At 58.1% G+C, this 18,205-nt stretch carries 15 protein-coding genes; 12 read left to right on the top strand and 3 right to left on the bottom strand.

Annotated features, from left to right (window positions below; all coding sequences use genetic code 11):
• Positions 1–65: 65 nt before the first annotated feature.
• The 3 genes from ACXAEW_RS15880 to ACXAEW_RS15870 form a co-directional block, all read right to left on the bottom strand.
• Positions 66–611, bottom strand: coding sequence for a hypothetical protein (locus ACXAEW_RS15880; protein ID WP_474942246.1), 546 nt, complete (start codon positions 609–611; stop codon positions 66–68).
• Entirely contained in the window at positions 604–2,763 is a 2,160-nt protein-coding gene (gene purL, locus ACXAEW_RS15875) for a phosphoribosylformylglycinamidine synthase subunit PurL (protein WP_474942245.1), read from the bottom strand. The genes ACXAEW_RS15880 and purL overlap by 8 nt, the downstream gene beginning before the upstream one ends.
• A 482-nt stretch (positions 2,764–3,245) precedes the next feature.
• The gene (locus tag ACXAEW_RS15870; protein WP_474942244.1) at positions 3,246–4,151 is read right to left on the bottom strand and encodes a LysR family transcriptional regulator; all 906 of its coding nucleotides are present in this window, start codon (positions 4,149–4,151) and stop codon (positions 3,246–3,248) included.
• Between the two features lie 171 nt (positions 4,152–4,322).
• On the opposite strand from ACXAEW_RS15870, the gene ACXAEW_RS15865 reads away from it, so the two are divergent.
• From ACXAEW_RS15865 to ACXAEW_RS15810, 12 genes are all read left to right on the top strand, one after another.
• On the top strand, positions 4,323–7,748 hold the full coding sequence (locus ACXAEW_RS15865) for an indolepyruvate ferredoxin oxidoreductase family protein (RefSeq protein ID WP_474942243.1): 3,426 nt from the start codon (positions 4,323–4,325) through the stop codon (positions 7,746–7,748).
• Between the two features lie 165 nt (positions 7,749–7,913).
• Complete coding sequence (locus ACXAEW_RS15860; RefSeq protein WP_474942242.1) at positions 7,914–8,798, top strand: lysophospholipid acyltransferase family protein; 885 nt, start codon at positions 7,914–7,916, stop codon at positions 8,796–8,798.
• 27 nt (positions 8,799–8,825) lie between these two features.
• Positions 8,826–9,635 (top strand): glutamate racemase, encoded by an 810-nt coding sequence (murI, locus tag ACXAEW_RS15855; RefSeq protein ID WP_474942241.1) that lies wholly within the window; start codon positions 8,826–8,828, stop codon positions 9,633–9,635.
• Positions 9,636–9,708: 73 nt separating this feature from the next.
• Positions 9,709–10,737: an N-acetyl-gamma-glutamyl-phosphate reductase gene (gene argC / locus ACXAEW_RS15850; RefSeq protein ID WP_474942240.1), complete on the top strand. Its 1,029-nt coding sequence runs from the start codon at positions 9,709–9,711 to the stop codon at positions 10,735–10,737.
• A 57-nt stretch (positions 10,738–10,794) separates the two neighbouring features.
• Entirely contained in the window at positions 10,795–11,238 is a 444-nt protein-coding gene (ccmE, locus tag ACXAEW_RS15845) for a cytochrome c maturation protein CcmE (protein ID WP_474942239.1), read from the top strand.
• A 295-nt stretch (positions 11,239–11,533) separates the two neighbouring features.
• A complete protein-coding gene (locus ACXAEW_RS15840) occupies positions 11,534–12,145 on the top strand; it encodes a holin-associated N-acetylmuramidase (RefSeq protein ID WP_474942238.1) in 612 nt (203 codons plus the stop codon).
• Complete coding sequence (locus ACXAEW_RS15835; RefSeq protein WP_474942237.1) at positions 12,136–12,696, top strand: holin family protein; 561 nt, start codon at positions 12,136–12,138, stop codon at positions 12,694–12,696. The genes ACXAEW_RS15840 and ACXAEW_RS15835 overlap by 10 nt, the downstream gene beginning before the upstream one ends.
• A gap of 105 nt (positions 12,697–12,801) precedes the next feature.
• Positions 12,802–14,766, top strand: a complete 1,965-nt coding sequence (locus ACXAEW_RS15830) for a heme lyase CcmF/NrfE family subunit (RefSeq protein ID WP_474942236.1) — start codon at positions 12,802–12,804, stop codon at positions 14,764–14,766.
• Positions 14,763–15,227 carry a cytochrome c-type biogenesis protein gene (locus ACXAEW_RS15825; RefSeq protein ID WP_474942235.1) on the top strand — a complete coding sequence of 155 codons (465 nt, stop codon included), beginning with the start codon at positions 14,763–14,765 and terminating at the stop codon, positions 15,225–15,227. The genes ACXAEW_RS15830 and ACXAEW_RS15825 overlap by 4 nt, the downstream gene beginning before the upstream one ends.
• 187 nt (positions 15,228–15,414) lie before the next feature.
• Positions 15,415–15,951: a DUF2087 domain-containing protein gene (locus ACXAEW_RS15820; RefSeq protein ID WP_474942234.1), complete on the top strand. Its 537-nt coding sequence runs from the start codon at positions 15,415–15,417 to the stop codon at positions 15,949–15,951.
• A gap of 81 nt (positions 15,952–16,032) precedes the next feature.
• A complete protein-coding gene (locus ACXAEW_RS15815; RefSeq protein ID WP_474942233.1) occupies positions 16,033–16,809 on the top strand; it encodes an enoyl-CoA hydratase-related protein in 777 nt (258 codons plus the stop codon).
• Between the two features lie 141 nt (positions 16,810–16,950).
• The gene (locus ACXAEW_RS15810) at positions 16,951–18,123 is read left to right on the top strand and encodes a DegT/DnrJ/EryC1/StrS family aminotransferase (RefSeq protein WP_474942232.1); all 1,173 of its coding nucleotides are present in this window, start codon (positions 16,951–16,953) and stop codon (positions 18,121–18,123) included.
• The last annotated feature ends 82 nt before the right edge of the window (positions 18,124–18,205 follow it).

Raw genomic sequence — 18,205 nt, 5'->3', positions numbered from 1 at the left:
TCGGTCAATGTCCTTCTTACTGTCTGGTCAAAATGTAGGGCTGGCGCTGCCGTACTGCAAGCGGATTAGAGAGGACGGGTCACGTAAGGGGCCAGCAGCGGTACAAACTCAGGCACCTCGGCGAGGGCCTCCTGAACCTCATGCTCCTCGAAATCCCAGATAGAGGTCGCATCCGCCACACAAAGCACGGCTATCAACGCATTGCAGCGCTCCCGCAGGTCATCCGGCATCGGGATCGCCAGCGCTTCATTCAGGATCAGCAGTGCTTCGTGAATGGGGCGTACAACCCGAAGGGCATGGGTCATATAGGGCAGGAGGTCGGGATCATCCCGCCAGGTTTCGCCCTCGAACAGCTCTTGCGTCACCCGCTGGCCGGCACCGGCACAGGAATAAGCCACGCAGCCGCCAAAACCACGTTTGGTCAGATCCTGATGAATGCGACATCCGTGGGAGGCGTTCAGATTGGGGCAGGGCGTGTCGACCGGCTTTTCCAAGCCGAAATCTTCACCTTTGTCAAAAGGGTAGGCTGCGCAGCACAGGGCCGCACAGCGGCTGCAATCATGGGTCAGCTCGGGAAAATTGAACTGACCCGATTGCAGAGTGTCAGGCAACGGCTGCGGCAAAGCTTGAGCGGAAGATATCCGCCAGTTCTGCCAGCGGAGCCTCGGATGCGCCGAGTTTCACACTGTCGCCACCGAATTTACCAACAGAGGCCACCGGAACGCCTGCCTGGCTTGCTGCCAGCATCAGCGCTTCGGCCTGGTCAAAGTTACAGGCCACAAGATAGCGCGCCTGATCTTCCCCAAACAGGGTTGCCATGTCGCCAGCATCCAGATGAACGCCAACACCTGCGGCTTCGGCCAGTTCAAACGCCGCCAGGGCCAGACCACCGTCACCAAGGTCGGTGCAGGCTTTGATCAGGGCACGGTTTTCACGGATGAATTCGCCGTTGCGTTTTTCAGCATCCAGATCCACGGCAGGGGCGTCGCCCTCTTCGCGGTTGAAGACCTCGGCCAGCAATGCGGATTGACCCAAGTGACCGGTGGTTTCACCAATGACCAGCGCCACATGGCCGTCGCGGACTTCGCCGATGATCGGCTCTTCGCCGGCCGCGATCAGACCCACAGCACCGATGGTCGGGGTGGGCAGGATCCCTTGGCCGTCTGTCTCGTTATAAAGTGAGACGTTTCCGGACACGATGGGCATATCCAGTGCAGCAACCGCTTGGCCGATGCCCTGAAGGGCACCCACGAACTGGCCCATGATCTCTGGCTTTTCGGGGTTGCCAAAGTTCAGGTTGTCGGTTGTTGCCAGCGCCTTTGCACCAACCGCTGTCAGGTTGCGATAGGCCTCGGCAACGGCTTGTTTGCCGCCTTCAACCGGGTTCGCCTTGACGTAGCGCGGTGTCACATCCGAAGTAAAGGCCAGCTTCTTGTCGGTGCCATGAACACGAATGATACCTGCCGAAGCGCCGGGGCGCTGTTGGGTGTCGCCCATCACGGTGGTGTCATATTGTTCATAGACCCACTGCTTGCCGCCATAATTCGGAGAGGAAATCAGCGCTTTGAGCCCGTCGATCGGGTCCACTTCGGGAATGTCGCCCACGGGGGCGGCAACCGGTGTCGGAACCCAAGGGCGGTCGTATTCAGGCGCCGAGGAGGAGAGTTTGGACAGCGGAAGGTCAGCTTTGACCTCGCCATTGTGCAGGATCAGGAAACGGTCTTCGGCAATTGTTTCACCTACGATGGCGAAATCCAGATCCCATTTCACAAATACGGCTTTGGCTTCGGCTTCCAGTTCCGGTTTCAGAACCATCAGCATACGTTCCTGAGATTCCGACAGCATCATCTCATAGGCTGTCATACCCTCTTCGCGCTGCGGCACGTCTTCCAGGTTCAGTTTGACGCCCAGACCACCTTTATCACCCATCTCAACGGCGGAACAGGTGAGGCCCGCGGCCCCCATGTCCTGAATAGAGATCACGGCACCGGTCTGCATCAGCTCCAGCGTGGCTTCCATCAGACGTTTTTCGGTGAAGGGATCGCCAACCTGAACGGTGGGACGTTTCTCTTCGATGGTGTCATCAAATTCAGCAGAGGCCATAGTTGCACCACCCACGCCGTCACGGCCGGTTTTGGCGCCCAGATAAACAACCGGCATGCCAACACCAGAGGCGGCGGAATAGAAGATGCTGTCCGTCTTGGCCAGACCAGCGGCAAATGCGTTGACAAGGCAGTTGCCGTTATAGGCCGGGTGGAAGCGGACTTCGCCGCCAACACAAGGCACGCCGAAACAGTTGCCATATCCGCCGATCCCTTCGACCACGCCGTTCACCAGCTGGCGGGTCTTGTGGTGGGAAGGCTCCCCAAAGGACAGCGAGTTCATCGAGGCAATAGGACGTGCCCCCATGGTAAAGACATCGCGCAGGATGCCGCCAACCCCGGTTGCCGCGCCCTGATAGGGTTCGATGTAGGAGGGGTGGTTGTGGCTTTCCATCTTGAAGACCACCGCATCGCCGTCCCCAATATCGACAATACCCGCGTTCTCACCAGGTCCACAGATGACCTGGGGGCCTTCGGTGGGCAGGCCGCGCAGCCATTTTTTGGACGACTTGTACGAGCAGTGTTCGTTCCACATCGCAGAGAAAATTCCCAACTCCGTAAACGTCGGCTCACGCCCGATGATCTCAAGGATCAGATCGTATTCGTCGGGCTTCAGCCCGTGACTCTCAATCAGTTCAGGCGTAATCGCTGGTTCCTGCATTCGTTTCTTCCCGATGGATGAGTTTGCGCGCCTTTTAGGACAACCCGTGGCGTTGGAAAAGCCCAAAGCGTATAGAACCAAGGCCTGCGGGCGATCTTTCTGCGGCTTGGCCTGTGAAATTACGCCTTGTGACGTGGTTTACACAAAGGCTGAGGCCGGAACATATGCACTTAAATCAATCACCGTTCGGGAAATTTGGTATAAAATTTGTGCATGCAAAAAATGTGGCATGTTTTTGCTTGGCGGAAACTTGGCATTTACGTTTAGAAGCGCAAAACATGTCGCCATAAAGTGCAAATCAAATTGCCAAAAAAAAGGCCGAGCACTAAGCTCGGCCGAAGTCCAACAGGGAGGTATGAAGGGCGGCGTCTGCCAGCGCCTTCATAAGGTTCATTTAGGAGGTCTCTCCAAAGCCTTCAAGACTAATCACCGTTAAATCGTGCAAATCTGCTATGCACCTTGCGCATGGCTGTCCCGAGCGCCTAAATTTTACCCAGTTCTTTCATGTGCTTGCGATGTTCTATGATTTCGCTTTGTACAAAATCACGGAATGCTGCAACGCGACGAGAATGACGCAGCTCTTCGGGATAGGCCAAATACACCGGAACCTCATGTGTCTCTTCCTGGGGGAGGACTTCGACAAGACCGGGAAAATCTTCGGTGACGTAATCGGGCAGGATGCCGATACCCAGATCATGAACCACCGCCTGTAACACCCCAAAGTAGTTGTTGACGTTCAGCAGAGACTTCGGGCTGTGCGCCATCAAACGTTTGACCATCAGCGCAGCGGCTCCGACCTGGGCCGAATGCGGATTCTGACAGACCAGACGGTGGTCTTTGATGTCTTCGGCTTTGGCAGGGGTACCGTGACCCTTCAGATAGGTTTCAGACGCATAAAGCCGCATCTGCACCGTCATCAGACGTTTGCGGATCAAATCGGCCTGGCTTGGCTCTTTCATACGGATCGCCACATCGGCCTCACGCATGGGCAGATCCAACACCCGTTCTTCCAACATCAGATCGACGTTCAGATTGGGGTATTCCTCATATAATTTGTTCAGACGCGGCGCGAGCCACAGCGTGCCAAAGCCAAATGCCGTGGTCACACGCAATTGGCCAAAGACTTCTTCTTCGCTGTCGCGGATCCGGGCCGCTGCGGCCTCCAGACGCTGGCTCATGGCGCGCGTGGCTTCAAACAGAAGTTCACCCTGTTCCGTCAGGATCAGTCCACGCGCATGGCGATGGAACAGTGTTGCGTTCAAACGTTCTTCCAGTGCGCGCACCTGCCGGCTGACCGCAGACTGAGACAGGTTCAGCTTGTCGCCCGCGTGGGTCAGGCTGCCTGCATCCGCAACCGCGTGAAAAATACGTAACTTGTCCCAATCCATCTGCGTGCTCGCCGTTTTTGTGTTTTGCTTGAGTATAGCGGTAAGAAGCGCGCTTTTCCATTTTGTGACGGGACGTTCAATGGTTCGTAGCCAAAAAACCACTATTCAGGTCAGCATTTATGACCCAATGTGGTAAAATCAAAGGCAAGCTGATCTGGTGAGGAGGACTTGATGGGCAAGCAAGGTATTTCACTAAACGATAAATTCGACCTGACGCAGTCCCCCATTCTGTTGAATGGGACGCAGGCGCTGGTTCGATTGATGTTGATGCAAAAGGCACGGGACACGGCAGCAGGGCTTCATACTGCTGGTCTGGTCACGGGCTATCGCGGCTCACCGTTGGGGGCGGTGGACATTCAGATGGCCCGCGCCGAACGCCAGCTGCGCGATGGCGAAGTGACCTTTCAATACGGGCTGAACGAAGATCTGGCCGTCACCGCCCTTTGGGGATCGCAGCAAGCCGAGGTGCGCGGCGAAGGAAAATACGACGGGGTCTTTGGCCTTTGGTACGGAAAGGGGCCGGGTGTAGACCGATCCGGCGATGCCTTCCGACACGCCAATATGGCAGGGTCTTCGAAACATGGCGGCGTTTTGGTGGCTATGGGGGATGACCACACAGGCGAAAGCTCAACCGTGTTGCACCAATCCGAATGGTCGCTTTTGGATTGCTACATACCCATCCTCAGCCCGGCCGGTGTTCAGGAAATCCTCGACTACGGGATCTATGGCTACGCGCTGTCTCGGTTTTCGGGCCTTTGGGTTGGGCTCAAGACGATGAAAGACACGATCGAGGTCACATCGGTTGTGGATGGTGATCCGGACCGGGTGAAACTGGTAACCCCCGAGTTTGACATGCCCGCCGACGGGCTGAACATTCGGTTGGATGATGACCGCTTCCGTCAGGAGGATCGGATCATCGACTACAAACGCTTCGCGGCCGAGGCGTTTTCGCGCGCAAACAAGATGGACAAACGTGTCTGGGGTAAGGCCGGCGCCAAGATCGGACTGGTTGCGGCGGGGAAAAACTGGCTCGACCTGAGCCATGCGCTGAAGCTGTTGAACATTGATGAAGCCATGGCAGAACGGCTGGGGATCACCACATATAAGGTTGGTCAGACCTGGCCGATGGATATGCAGGGGTTTCATGACTGGGCCGAGGGGCTCGATCTGATTGTGGTGGTTGAAGAAAAGCGCAAGCTGATCGAGATCCAGATCAAGGAAGCGATTTTTGACGACCGGCGCGGACGGCGTGTTTACGGCTGGTACAAGGGCGGGGCCGGGGCCTTGCACCGCGAAGAGCTGTTTCCAACCAAATATGCGCTTGATCCCATCATGATTGCCGAAAGGCTGGGCGGCATCCTGTTGGAGGAAGGCCGCGACACCGAGGCGATCCGTGCAGGCCTTGCCACATTGGCCGAAGCCAAACGCGCTGATAACGCCGAGGATATCACAACACGGATCCCCTATTTCTGTTCGGGCTGCCCGCATAACTCTTCGACACGTCTGCCAGAAGGCAGCCGGGCCTATGCCGGGATTGGTTGCCATTTTATGGTCCAATGGATGGACCGCGAAACCGTAGGCGTTACCCAAATGGGCGGCGAAGGGGCCAATTGGATCGGAGAAGCCCCGTTTTCCAAACGCAAGCATGTGTTCCAGAACCTGGGCGACGGCACCTATAATCACTCGGGCGTTCTGGCAATCCGGGCGGCTTTGGCGCAAGGCACCAATATCACCTACAAGATCCTTTATAATGACGCGGTGGCCATGACCGGCGGTCAGGAGGCAGAGGGCGATCTGACCCCGCAGCGTATCGCCGATGAACTGCGCGCCATGGGGGTCGAAAAGCTGGCCGTGGTTTATGACGCAAAGGAAGAGGTTGACCTGAACCTGTTCCCCAAGGGTGTCAGCTTTCACGAGCGGGCCGACATGATGCAGGTCCAACGGGAGATGGCCGAGGTCGAAGGGGTCTCTGTCATCCTATACATCCAGACCTGTGCTGCCGAAAAACGCAGGCGGCGCAAGAAAGGCACCTTCCCGGAACCGGATCAGCGCGCCTTTATCAATACGGACATCTGCGAAGGCTGCGGAGATTGCGGGGTGCAGTCCAACTGTATCTCTATCGTGCCTGTAGAAACGGAACTGGGCCGCAAACGTGCCATAGACCAATCGTCCTGCAACAAGGACTTTTCTTGCGTAAATGGGTTCTGCCCGTCCTTTGTGACGGTCAAGGGCGCGCAAATTCGCAAAGCCGTCAGCACGGAACTGGACCTTCCCAACCTGCCGCACCCCGATCTGCCGCAGATCAACGGAACCCATAATGTGGTGATCACCGGGGTTGGCGGCACCGGCGTTGTGACCATCGGGGCGATCCTTGCTCAGGCTGCGCAAATTGATGGTAAGGGCGCGGGCATGATGGAGATGGCCGGCCTCGCCCAGAAAGGTGGCGCGGTGCATATCCATTGTCGGCTGGCCAATTCCCCCGATGACATCAGCGCCATCCGCGTGGCCACCGGGGAGGCCGACGCGCTGATCGGCGGCGATCTTGTTGTCAGTGCAGGTGCCAAGACATTGGGGCTCACGGCGCAGGGGCGGACCGGAGCGGTGGTCAACAGCCATGAGATCATCACCGGGGAATTCACCCGTGACACCGCCTTTCGTATTCCGGGGGATCGGCTGCAATTGGCACTGACCGCACGACTGCGCCAGCGGGCCGATCTGTTTGATGCCACCGAACTGTCCCGGATCACCATGGGAGATTCGATCTATTCGAATATGATGATCTTTGGTGCCGCCTGGCAGCGGGGGCTGCTTCCGGTTTCCCACGATGCGCTGATGCAGGCGATCACTTTGAACGGCGCGGCAGTGGAGCGCAACAAGCGCGCCTTTGACATCGGACGCTGGGCTGTTCTGCACTCTGATGAGGCCGCGCGGATCATCGCTCCCAAAGTGGTCGACAAACCCAAAACGCTGACGGAAAAAATCGCCTTCCGCGCCGACCATTTGCGCGCCTATCAGGGGGCGCGTCTGGCAAAGCGGTATCTAAAGCTGGTGGACGGGATTTCGGACCCACGTCTGCAGGAAGCCGTTGCCAAAGGGTATCACAAGCTCTTGTCCTACAAAGACGAATACGAGGTCGCGCGCCTGCTGCTGGACACCCGTGCCAAGGCAGAAGCCGAATTTGATGGCAAACTGGAGTTGAAATACCATCTGGCCCCGCCGATCCTTGGCGGAACGGACACCAACGGGCGCCCGAAGAAACGCGCCTTTGGTCCTTGGGTCGAACGCCTGTTGCCGGTACTGGCCCGTCTGAAACCTCTGCGGGGCACCCCGTTTGACGTCTTTGGCTATTCAGCTGAACGCAAGATGGAACGCGCCCTGATCCGGCAATACGAGCGCGACATGGCGACATGGCTGCCCAAAGCAAGCGCCGATACGTTGGATCCTTTGGTGGCGCTGGCAGAACTGCCGCTGCAGATCCGGGGCTTTGGCCCGGTGAAGGCCGCCAATGAAGCCACAGCCGCTAAACGCCGGGAAGAGCTTCTGGCCGTACTCAAAGACGGGGGAGACAATCAGATCCATGCCCGTGCCGCGCAATAGGGCAATAGGGCAATAGGACAGCCGCGCAATAGGGTGATTGCAAACTGCGTCATGGTTTCGTTACCTTAACGTCATAAGTGCTGGGCAGTTTGGCTGCCCGGCGCTGTACATAGCCCACGCCCGGATCGGGCGGCCTCCCTTGCAAGACACGAGACTCCAAAAGACATGCCATCGCGCAGACAGATTGCCCGCGAAATCTCATACTCACATTCCGCAGAAACCCGCTCGGGTCGGGCGCTCATCCGAGTTATGGAAAACACCACAGGACGGTTGCGGCTGATCAAAAGGGCCCGTGGGTATGAGGACGATGTGGCCGCTGGACAGAATTTTTGGTCAGTGATGACAGAGCGGTACGGGCTGACGCTGGATGTGGCGCAGGGCTCTTTGGATATGATCCCACGGGATCGCCCGCTGATCCTGATCGCCAATCACCCCTACGGTATACTGGATGGGCTGATGATGGGTCATATCCTGGCGCAAACCCGCGGGGATTTCCGCATTCTTGCACATCAGATCTTCCGCAAGGCCGAGGATCTGAACCGGGTGATCCTGCCGGTTGATTTTGCAGAAACCAAGGACGCTATGCGCACCAATCTGGAGACCCGGAAGACTGCGCTGGATTATCTGGGGCAGGGGGGCGCTATTGGTATTTTTCCGGGCGGTACGGTCAGCACGGCCGTTACACCCTTTGCACATCCGATGGATCCCGGCTGGCGCGGGTTCACCGCGCGGATGATTGCCAAATCGGATGCGGTTGTGGTGCCTGTTTTCTTTGATGGGACAACCTCCCGACTGTTCCAGATCGCCAGCCACCTGCATGTGACCCTGCGTATGGGGTTGCTGATCAAAGAGTTCAGAAAGCGGATCGACCGCCCGGTGCGGATCGCCATTGGCAAACCCATCGACCGTGATATTCTGGACCCGCTGTCGCGTGACACAAAAGCAATTATGGATTTCCTGCGCAAAGCGACGTATGAGCTGTCTCCAACCCCGTTGAAATCCTTGGATTACGGGTTCGAATTCGAAGAAAAGCACCGCGTGCGCTCCTGATGCGTACGCATCAGGGTGAGAGGGTAAATGGCTGTAGGCATCTTTGATTCCGGTCTGGGCGGGTTGACCGTTCTGAACGCCGCGCAGAAACATCTGCCGGACGTGGACTTCCTCTATTACGGGGACAATGCGCGCGCGCCTTATGGGGTGCGTGATGCGGAAGATGTGTACCAGCTGACCAAAGCCGCGGTTGAGGACATGTGGTCCAAGGGCTGTGATCTGGTCATTCTGGCCTGCAATACCGCTTCGGCTGCGGCGCTGCGCCGGATGCAGGAAGGCGGCCTGCCGCCCGGCAAACGGGTGCTGGGGGTCTTTGTGCCGCTGATTGAAGCGCTGACCGAACGGCAATGGGGGGACAACTCTCCGCCGCGCGAGGTTGCGGTCAAACATGTGGCGCTGTTTGCAACCCCTGCCACCGTGGCAAGCCGCGCGTTCCAGCGGGAACTGGCGTTTCGCGCGATTGGCGTCGATGTCGAAGCGCAGTCCTGCGGCGGCCTGGTGGATGCCATCGAAGACGGCGACATGATTCTGGCCGAAGCCTTGGTGCGCAGCCATGTGGACGCGCTTCTGCGCAAGATGCCAAACCCCGAAGCCGCCATTCTGGGCTGCACCCATTATCCGCTGATGGAAGAGATCTTTCAGGACGCGCTTGGACCATCGGTCAAGGTTTACAGTCAGGGCAATCTGGTTGCAGACAGCCTTGGTGATTACCTGAAACGGCATTCGAATATGTATGGCTCCGGAAGCGGCGGGTTCTTCACGACCGGCGATCCGGCGCGCGTAAGCGTGCATGCGACGCAATTTCTCCGACGAGAAATCACCTTCCAGGCCGCCTGACGGTTTCAGGCTTTCCCCAGCTTTTGCGCGCCTATTCGATAAGCGCACCCTTTGATACGAACAGAGAAACGATATGACCCATAAAGTGGCTATTCTGGGCGCCTCCGGCTACACCGGCGCCGAACTTGTGCGGCTGATCTCTCAGCACCCGTCGATTGAAATCGCAGCGCTTGCGGCGGAACGTAAGGCCGGCATGGATATGGCGCAGGTTTTCCCGCATCTGCGCCACCTGACCCTGCCAACACTGTGCAAGATTTCCGAGATTGATTTCGCCCAGATTGACCTCTGCTTCTGCGCGCTGCCGCATAAAACCAGCCAGGAGGTCATCAGCGCGCTGCCGAAGGATCTGAAAATTGTCGATCTGTCCGCGGATTTCCGGCTGAGCGACCCTGCGGAATATGAAAAATGGTACGGCAATCCACATGCTGCCGTCGATATTCAGAAAGAGGCTGTTTATGGCCTCACCGAGTTTTACCGGGAAGAGATTTCTGCCGCCCGTCTTGTGGCCGGCACGGGTTGCAATGCGGCAACCGGTCAATTTGCTCTGCGTCCTCTGATTGTGGCAGGGGTCATTGACCTGGACGAGATCATCCTGGATCTGAAATGCGCCGTCTCTGGTGCCGGTCGCGCGCTCAAGGAAAACCTGCTGCATGCGGAACTGTCCGAGGGTTATCATCCTTATGCAATCGGCAGCACCCACCGGCATTTGGGTGAATTTGATCAGGAGTTCACAAAGCTGGCAGGCCGTCCCGTAAAGGTCCAGTTCACACCGCATCTGGTACCTGCGAACCGCGGGATTCTGGCCACCACCTATGTCAAAGGCGACGCAAAGGAGATCCACAAGACCTTCGCGCAAGCCTATGAAAATGAGCCCTTTATCGAGCTTCTGCCGCTCGGAGAGGCGCCGTCAACACGGCACGTACGTGGTTCCAATTTCTGCCATATTGGCGTGGCACAGGATCGGCTGGAAGGACGCGCGATTATCTTTGCCGCGCTTGATAACCTGACAAAAGGTAGCAGTGGACAAGCCTTGCAGAATGCGAACCTGATGTTAGGTGAAGACGAGACAGCCGGGCTGATGATGGCTCCGCTGTTCCCGTAACACCCAAACCCCAAGAGGCGGGCGTGGTCCACAGGGCGCGCGCTCGGATCCAGGCTGATGAAGACGCTCAAGAAACAAAGACGCATTCAGGTGATTGTGGCCGCAACAGCGGCGCTTGTTTTGGCGACCGTGCTCATCGGTTACGCGATGCGCGATGGTATCAACTTCTTCCGCGCACCAAGCCAGGTCATGGAAGAGCCCCCCAACGCCAGTGAAGTGTTCCGCATGGGTGGTCTCGTCGAAGAGGGCAGCTTGGTGCGTGGCGAGGGCGGTCAGGTGCGGTTTTCGGTAACGGATGGCGGGGCCTCGGTTCCGGTGGTGTTTTCCGGCGTGCTGCCGGATTTGTTTGGCGAAAATCAGGGGATGGTTGGTACCGGGCGCTATGTGAACGGGGTTTTTGAAGCCACGGAGATCCTGGCCAAACATGACGAAACCTATATGCCAAAAGAAGTGGTTGATGCATTGAAGGAACAGGGCGTTTACCAGGACCCAGAAAGCTAGGCCTGCGCTTTGGTTCAAAAAGGGAGGCGCTCCCGCCCCAATTCCGCCGCCCCAAGGGGCGGCGTTTTGCGTTGGGGGTGGCGCCGCGCTTTTCGCGGCGCGCGGCCCAAGGCCGCAAAGGGATCACAGCCCGAAGGGCGGAGGATCCCGCGGGCGCGGGAGCACACCCCTTGGGTCCGGATGTGGCAACAGCTATTTGCCATACACGTGTTGCGCATGAGGCGTACGCCCCGGTTGGGCCCCTTTAATGTCCGTCAGGCAGACTTAACCCAGATCTCGTCCAAGGAGTTGGGTTATGCGACATATCTATGACATTGCCAAAGACATCGTTGCCCGAGAGGGCGGCTTTGTGAATGATCCGGATGACCCGGGCGGCGCCACAAAGCACGGGGTGACCCTCCAAACCCTTAGGTCACTTGGCCAGGACATCAACGCCGACGGGGTTGTGGACACGGATGATGTCAAATCACTCGATACGTCCAAAGCCACCAAAATCTTCGTCGATCATTATTTCACCAAACCCCACATCGACCTTTTGCCCGAAATCCTGCAGGATACCGTTTTTGACATGCAGGTAAACGCTGGCCGAAACGCCGTGGTCATCCTGCAAAAGCTGCTCAAACAGATGGGATTTGAGATTCGTGTCGACGGCAAAATTGGCCCCGAGACGGCAAACGCGGCACAGGCCGCAGCCAAGGTGGATGCACAGGCTTTACGGGATGCGTATGGGATCGCCCGGCGGAACTATTACCTCGCGATTGCCGACCGCCGCCCCGCAAGTCGCAAATACGCCCGCACGCGTGCCGGAACCAAAGGGGGGTGGATCCGACGGGCAGAGGAATTTATCTCCCCCAAATACCATCTGAGTCCCGAGGACTTTGAGCGGAGGGTCGCCGCATGGGGATGATCCAGTCTCTGTTTGCGTTGCTCTTTGGGGGCTCGCGAAATGTCGTGCGCGAAACCGCAGAGGTGTTTCGGGAGAACGCCGAAGCAGCTTCAAGCCGGGGACATGACATGCAGTTGGCAGCGCTCGCGCAATTGTCGACTGAGTTCGCCCAACCCAAACACAGCAGCTTTGATCGGGTGATTGACGGCCTCAACAGATTGCCGCGTCCCTGTCTCGCACTTGGAACCCTTGGGCTATTGGCCTCTGCCATGGTGGATCCGATCTGGTTTGCCGCCAGAATGCAAGGGATCGCCCTGGTCCCGGAACCGCTTTGGTGGTTGCTGGGGGTGATTGTGACCTTCTACTTTGGCGCCCGCCATCAGGCCAAGGGCCAGGCGTTCCAATATTCGCTCGCTTCTGAACTGGCCCGAATGCCGCAGGTGATCCGAAACCTGAACGCGCTGAATGCCGCAAGGGAGCCAGAGACGGAACAGCCCCCCCACATATCCCCGCAAGTGGATTCGAACCCTGCGCTTCTGGCCTGGCGGGAAAATCAGCAAAGCAAAGACTGACCCCCGCGCGGCTTTGCTCACTTCCCCGTGTCTGCGACCAACTGCGCAGGCAACTGCCACCATTGGGGCATTGGCCTAAGATCAAGAGAGGCGTATAAAATCTCCATGATTACAGAGCTTGGCCACTTCGCCCTTATCCTCGCCTTCCTGATTGCCATCGCACAGATGGTAATCCCCCTTGTTGGTGCCCATAAGCGCTGGCCCGGATGGATGGCTGTTGCAGAACCCGCCGCGCAGGCGCAGTTCTTCTTTACCGCCTTTGCCTTTGGCGCGTTGATGTGGGGCTTTATCACATCCGACTTTTCGCTGCGGCTGGTGACGCTGAACAGCCATTCGGCAAAACCGATGCTTTACAAAATCGCAGGGACCTGGGGTAACCACGAAGGATCCATGCTGCTGTGGGTGTTGATTGTTGCTCTGTTTGGCGCGGTGGCGGCCATATATGGCGGCGGCCTGCCACCAACGTTAAAGGCACGTGTCCTGTCGGTTCAGGCTGCAATTGGCGTGGCCTTTTACGCCTTTATCCTCTTTACCTCGAACCCGTTTCTGCGTTTGGCCGTGCCCCCCATGGACGGGCAGGATCTGAACCCGCTGTTGCAGGACCCCGGTTTGGCCTTTCACCCGCCTTTCCTCTATTTGGGGTATGTGGGCCTTTCGATGGCCTTCTCCTTTGCGGTTGGTGCCCTTATCGAAGGGCGTGTGGATGCGGCTTGGGGGCGTTGGGTTCGCCCCTGGACACTGGCCGCCTGGATCTTCCTGACCATCGGCATCGCGCTTGGCTCCTGGTGGGCCTATTACGAGCTCGGCTGGGGCGGGTTCTGGTTCTGGGATCCGGTGGAGAATGCCTCCTTTATGCCCTGGCTGCTGTCCGCTGCCCTTCTGCATTCCGCCATCGTGGTGGAGAAACGCGAGGCGCTCAAAAGCTGGACCATCCTTCTGGCGATTTTGGCCTTTGGTTTCTCGCTCATCGGGACATTTATCGTTCGATCCGGGCTTTTGACCTCGGTTCATGCCTTTGCAAATGATCCGGAACGCGGGATCTTTATCCTGATCATCATCGCCCTGTTCACAGGCGGTGCACTGACACTGTTTGCCGCTCGGGCGCAGGCGATGGAAGCCAAAGGCGTCTTTGGTCTGGTAAGCCGCGAGACAGGGCTTGTGGTCAACAATATCCTGTTGGCCGTCAGCTGTTTTGTTGTCTTCTTTGGCACGCTCTGGCCGGTGGTGGCCGAGATGGCCTTTGACCGCAAACTCTCGGTTGGTCCGCCGTTTTTCAACATGGCCTTTACGCCTTTCATGGTGGTGCTTGGCATCGTTATGCCTGTTGGCGCGATGCTGCCTTGGAAACGGGGCAAACTGGCGCGCACTTGCTGGAACCTTCGGTATGTCTTTGCGCTGGCCGTGGCCGTGATGATCCTTGCCTTTGTCCTGCAAACCGGGCGTTCGGCGCTGGGGCCGGTTGGACTGTTCCTCGGGACCTGGATGGTTTTTGGAGCCTTTGCGGATTTGTGGATGCGGGGCGGTAAGTCTGATCGCCTGGCCCGCGTTCTGCGTCTGCCGCGGGCGGACTGGGGCAAGGCGATTGCCCACGCGGGCCTTGGCATCACCGTCTTTGCCATTGCGGGCCTCACCGCTTGGGAAGCCGAGGACATTCGCGTTGCCCAGATGAACGAACCCTTTGACGTGGGGGCCTATACGTTGACCCTGCGGGATGTGGGGCGTGAACGGGGACCGAACTATTTCGCAACCAAGGCAACGGTCGAGATTACACGCAACGGTAAGCCCGTGACCACTTTGTACCCGGAAAAGCGGGATTACCCCGTGGCGCGTATGCCCACCACCGAAGCGGCCATTGACTACAAGTTTCTCCGTGACCTCTATGTGGTGATTGGCGATCCGCAAAACGACGGAGGCTGGACCATTCGGACGTATATCAAACCGCTGGCGAACTGGATCTGGGGTGGCTGTATCCTGATGGCGATTGGTGGTCTGTTCAGCCTGTCGGACCGTCGCTTCCGTGTGGCAGCCGGGGCGCGGAAAACAAACGTGCAAGGGGTTCCTGCGGAATGAAGAAATTTGCCCTTTCTGCGGCGCTCGCACTGAGCCTTGCAGCATCTGCAGCGCTCGCCGTGCAACCGGATGAAATCCTAAAGGATCCTGCGCTGGAATCCCGGGCGCGGGTTCTCTCCAAGGATCTGCGCTGCCTCGTGTGCCGCAATGAAAGCATCGACGAATCCAATGCCGATCTGGCGCGCGATCTGCGCATTCTGTTGCGGGAGCGTCTGGTGGCCGGGGACACGGATCAGGAGGCGATGGATTACATCGTCAACCGCTATGGCGAATACGTGCTGCTGCGGCCGACTGTAAATGGCGCCAATTGGATGCTCTGGGCTGCCGGTCCGGCCATGCTTCTGATCGCCCTGATTGTGGCCGGTGTCTTCATTCGCGGCCGTACCCAGGCGCCGGCCAGGACCGAAGAAGCCCTGAGCGGAGAGGAAGCCGCGCGTCTGAAGGCCATTCTGGAAGAGTGATTGCGCCCAAGCGCGGGGATTGATAAACTGGCTTTGGTCCGCAGTTCACCAAGGTTCCGCCCCGCGCTAAACCTGCGATATCTCATGTATACCTGATCCACATGCTGGAGCTTTTCAGGCGATACCCACGGACACGGGCGGACATCCATCCTGCAACAGCAGGCGCGGTATCGCGAGGAGAAGACCCATGTCCAAGGACCCCCAGCGTGCGGAACCTGCACGCGATGTCATCTGTCTGACCATCGACGATCTGTCCCAGTTCACCAAATCCCTCCGCAAACAGTTGAATGCGCCCCCCAGCCATGTCGAGATGCTGACCCATGTCGCCCGCGCGGCGGGCTATCGTAATTTTCAACATTTGCGGGCCCAGAATACGCCTGCGCCCAAGGCCAACCGCAAACAGGTGGACCGTGCGGCCCGGTATTTCGATCCGCGCGGACAATGGGCGCGTTGGCCGCTGAAACGGGGCGTGAGAGAACTGTGCCTTTGGGTGATCTGGGCGGCAATTCCACCACGCCAAACCTTTGGCGAACGTGAAATCAGTGCTCTGATTGATGAAATGTGCACCTTTCGAGACCCTGCCCAGATCCGTCGGTCCCTGATTGAAATGAACCTGATGACCCGTGAACGGGACGGCAGCAATTATCAGCGGTTGGAACAGTCCATGCCGGTCGAAGCGCGCGCATTGCTGGCTGAGATCAAGTCACGTCGCGGATCACGCTGACGTGACGCCGGGTCGGGGGTTCTGCCCCCGGCTCATTTCGGGCAGGCTGGCGCACAAGACGTAATGAGGGGCTGCCGACACATGGAATATACCGAGATCAAATTCACCTGCGAGGACGGGCTTGCGGTGATCACCCTGAACCGACCGGAAAAGATGAACGCGCTGAACGCCAGGATGCGGTCAGAGATCACGCATGTTCTGGGGCATCGTTTGTCAGACGCCCGCGCGGTTGTTCTGACGGGATCTGGAAAAGCGTTCTGTTCAGGCCAGGACCTCGGGGATGCGCGCAATACGACCAAGCTGAATCTGGAGCAGGTTTTGCGTGATGAGTACTACCCGATGCTGCAAGCGATTGTGAATTGCCCGCTGCCAACTCTTGCTGCGGTCAACGGTGCCGCGGCCGGGGCAGGGGCCAATCTCGCCCTTGCCTTTGACGTTGTTATCGCGTCCGAGGACGCGTTTTTCTGCCAGGCCTTCACCCGGATCGGCCTGATGCCGGACGCCGGAGGCACGTGGTTTCTGCCCCGCCAGATTGGCCTGGCCAAGGCAATGGGCGCGGCGTTCTTTGCAGATAAGATCGCAGCCAAAGAAGCAAGCGACATGGGGATGATCTATGAGGCGGTGCCTGCCGCAGATTTCCCGGCACATTGGACCAAGCGCGCGCGTAGCCTGGCGCAGGGACCGAGCTGCGCGCTCCGTGCCGCCAAACAGGCGATGCGCAGCAGCTTTACCCATGATCTGGCGGAACAATTGAACCTGGAGGCCCAACTGCAAGGCGATCTGGGCAAAAGCCGTGACTTCATGGAGGGGGTGTCTGCCTTTCTGGAAAAACGACCCGCAAAATTCGAAGGCCGGTAAGACTTCGTTAATCGGCATCTACTACCGCTATTGCGGATACACACCCGTTTAATTTGAACTCAAACCGCGCCATTTTATGTGCCCTCGTTGGCGTGCTTTGTGGCCTAATAGGCGGGTATTGGTTGGCTATGGTAGATCACAATGTACGTAATTCGCAGCAGGGAAATTTCACTTTCTGACAAGCTCATCACTTCCGGCGATCGGGCTGCATTGGCTGACTGGATTGCTGACGGCGGCTCATTGGCGCGGGGCGAACATACGGCCGCATTTGAACGGGAATTCGCGACCTGGCTTGGCGTGCGTCATGCGATCATGGTGAATTCCGGTGCGTCGGGCAATCTCGTTATGGCCTATGCGCTGAAACAAGGCGGGCAGCTTCGCAACATGCGGGTTGTTGCCCCCGCATTGTGTCGGCCCACGACAATTGCGCCCCTGTTACATGCCGGGTTCCAGGTGTCCCTGTGTGACTGCGCCGCCGATTCCTGGAACATTGATATCACCCAGCTGGAGCAGGTTCTGGAAGAAAAAACACCGGCGCTGATGGTCTTACCCCATATCCTTGGCATGCCCAGCGATATGGAGGCGATACGGGATCTCTGTGCGCTTCATGATGTGATCCTGCTGGAAGATGCCCGCGAGGCCCTCGGCTCTGCCGCAATGGGGCGCAAGACCGGGACCTTTGGAACGGCGGCAAGTTTTTCTTTGCGCGACGGCTATCAGCTCTCCACGGTTGAGGGCGGGATGATTGTGACAGATGACGATGACCTGCACCAATCCATGCTGTCCCTCAGAGCGCATGGAACCAGCACCTACCGCGGTCCTGAGCGGCGCAACCAGCTGCGGCAGCGCCTGGGACATGTGGATTTTGGCACTCAAACGGGCTTTCTTCACGCCGGCTTCGGGCTGAACGGCGCAGAGGTCAATGCGTTTCTCGGACGTCGCCAATTAAAGCGACTGGATGGCGTTCTTGAACGTTGCGCCCGGAACCGTTCGGTAATGGCGCGGGCTTTGGGCGAGCAGTTTTTACAACAGTCGGGCGGCGATATGACCGCTTCCAACATGTTTGGAACATTGGTGCGAAACCGAACCGAAGTCTTCGAATTTCTGAGATATAACCGCATCGAAAGCCGCCCGATGATTGCAACAAACGTGGCACGGCTGCCGTTTTGGTATGCTCAGAATGGAACCGTGGAAATGCCGGTTGCTGACAAGGTTCACGATATGGGTCTGGCCCTACCGGTCCATTCCGGCCTCGGAGAGGTGGAGATTGTGCGAATTGCTGAATTGGTTCTGAAGATCGCAGATCCTGCCTAAAGCCCGCAAGACCCGAACAAAAAACCCGCGCCACACCAGCGCGGGTTTCCTGTGTCTATCAGGTTGAGGCCCGAAACGGGCC

It is taken from the genome of Epibacterium sp. ABZ3_068, assembly GCF_056159265.1.
This window is presented reverse-complemented; position numbering and strand designations above follow the sequence as displayed.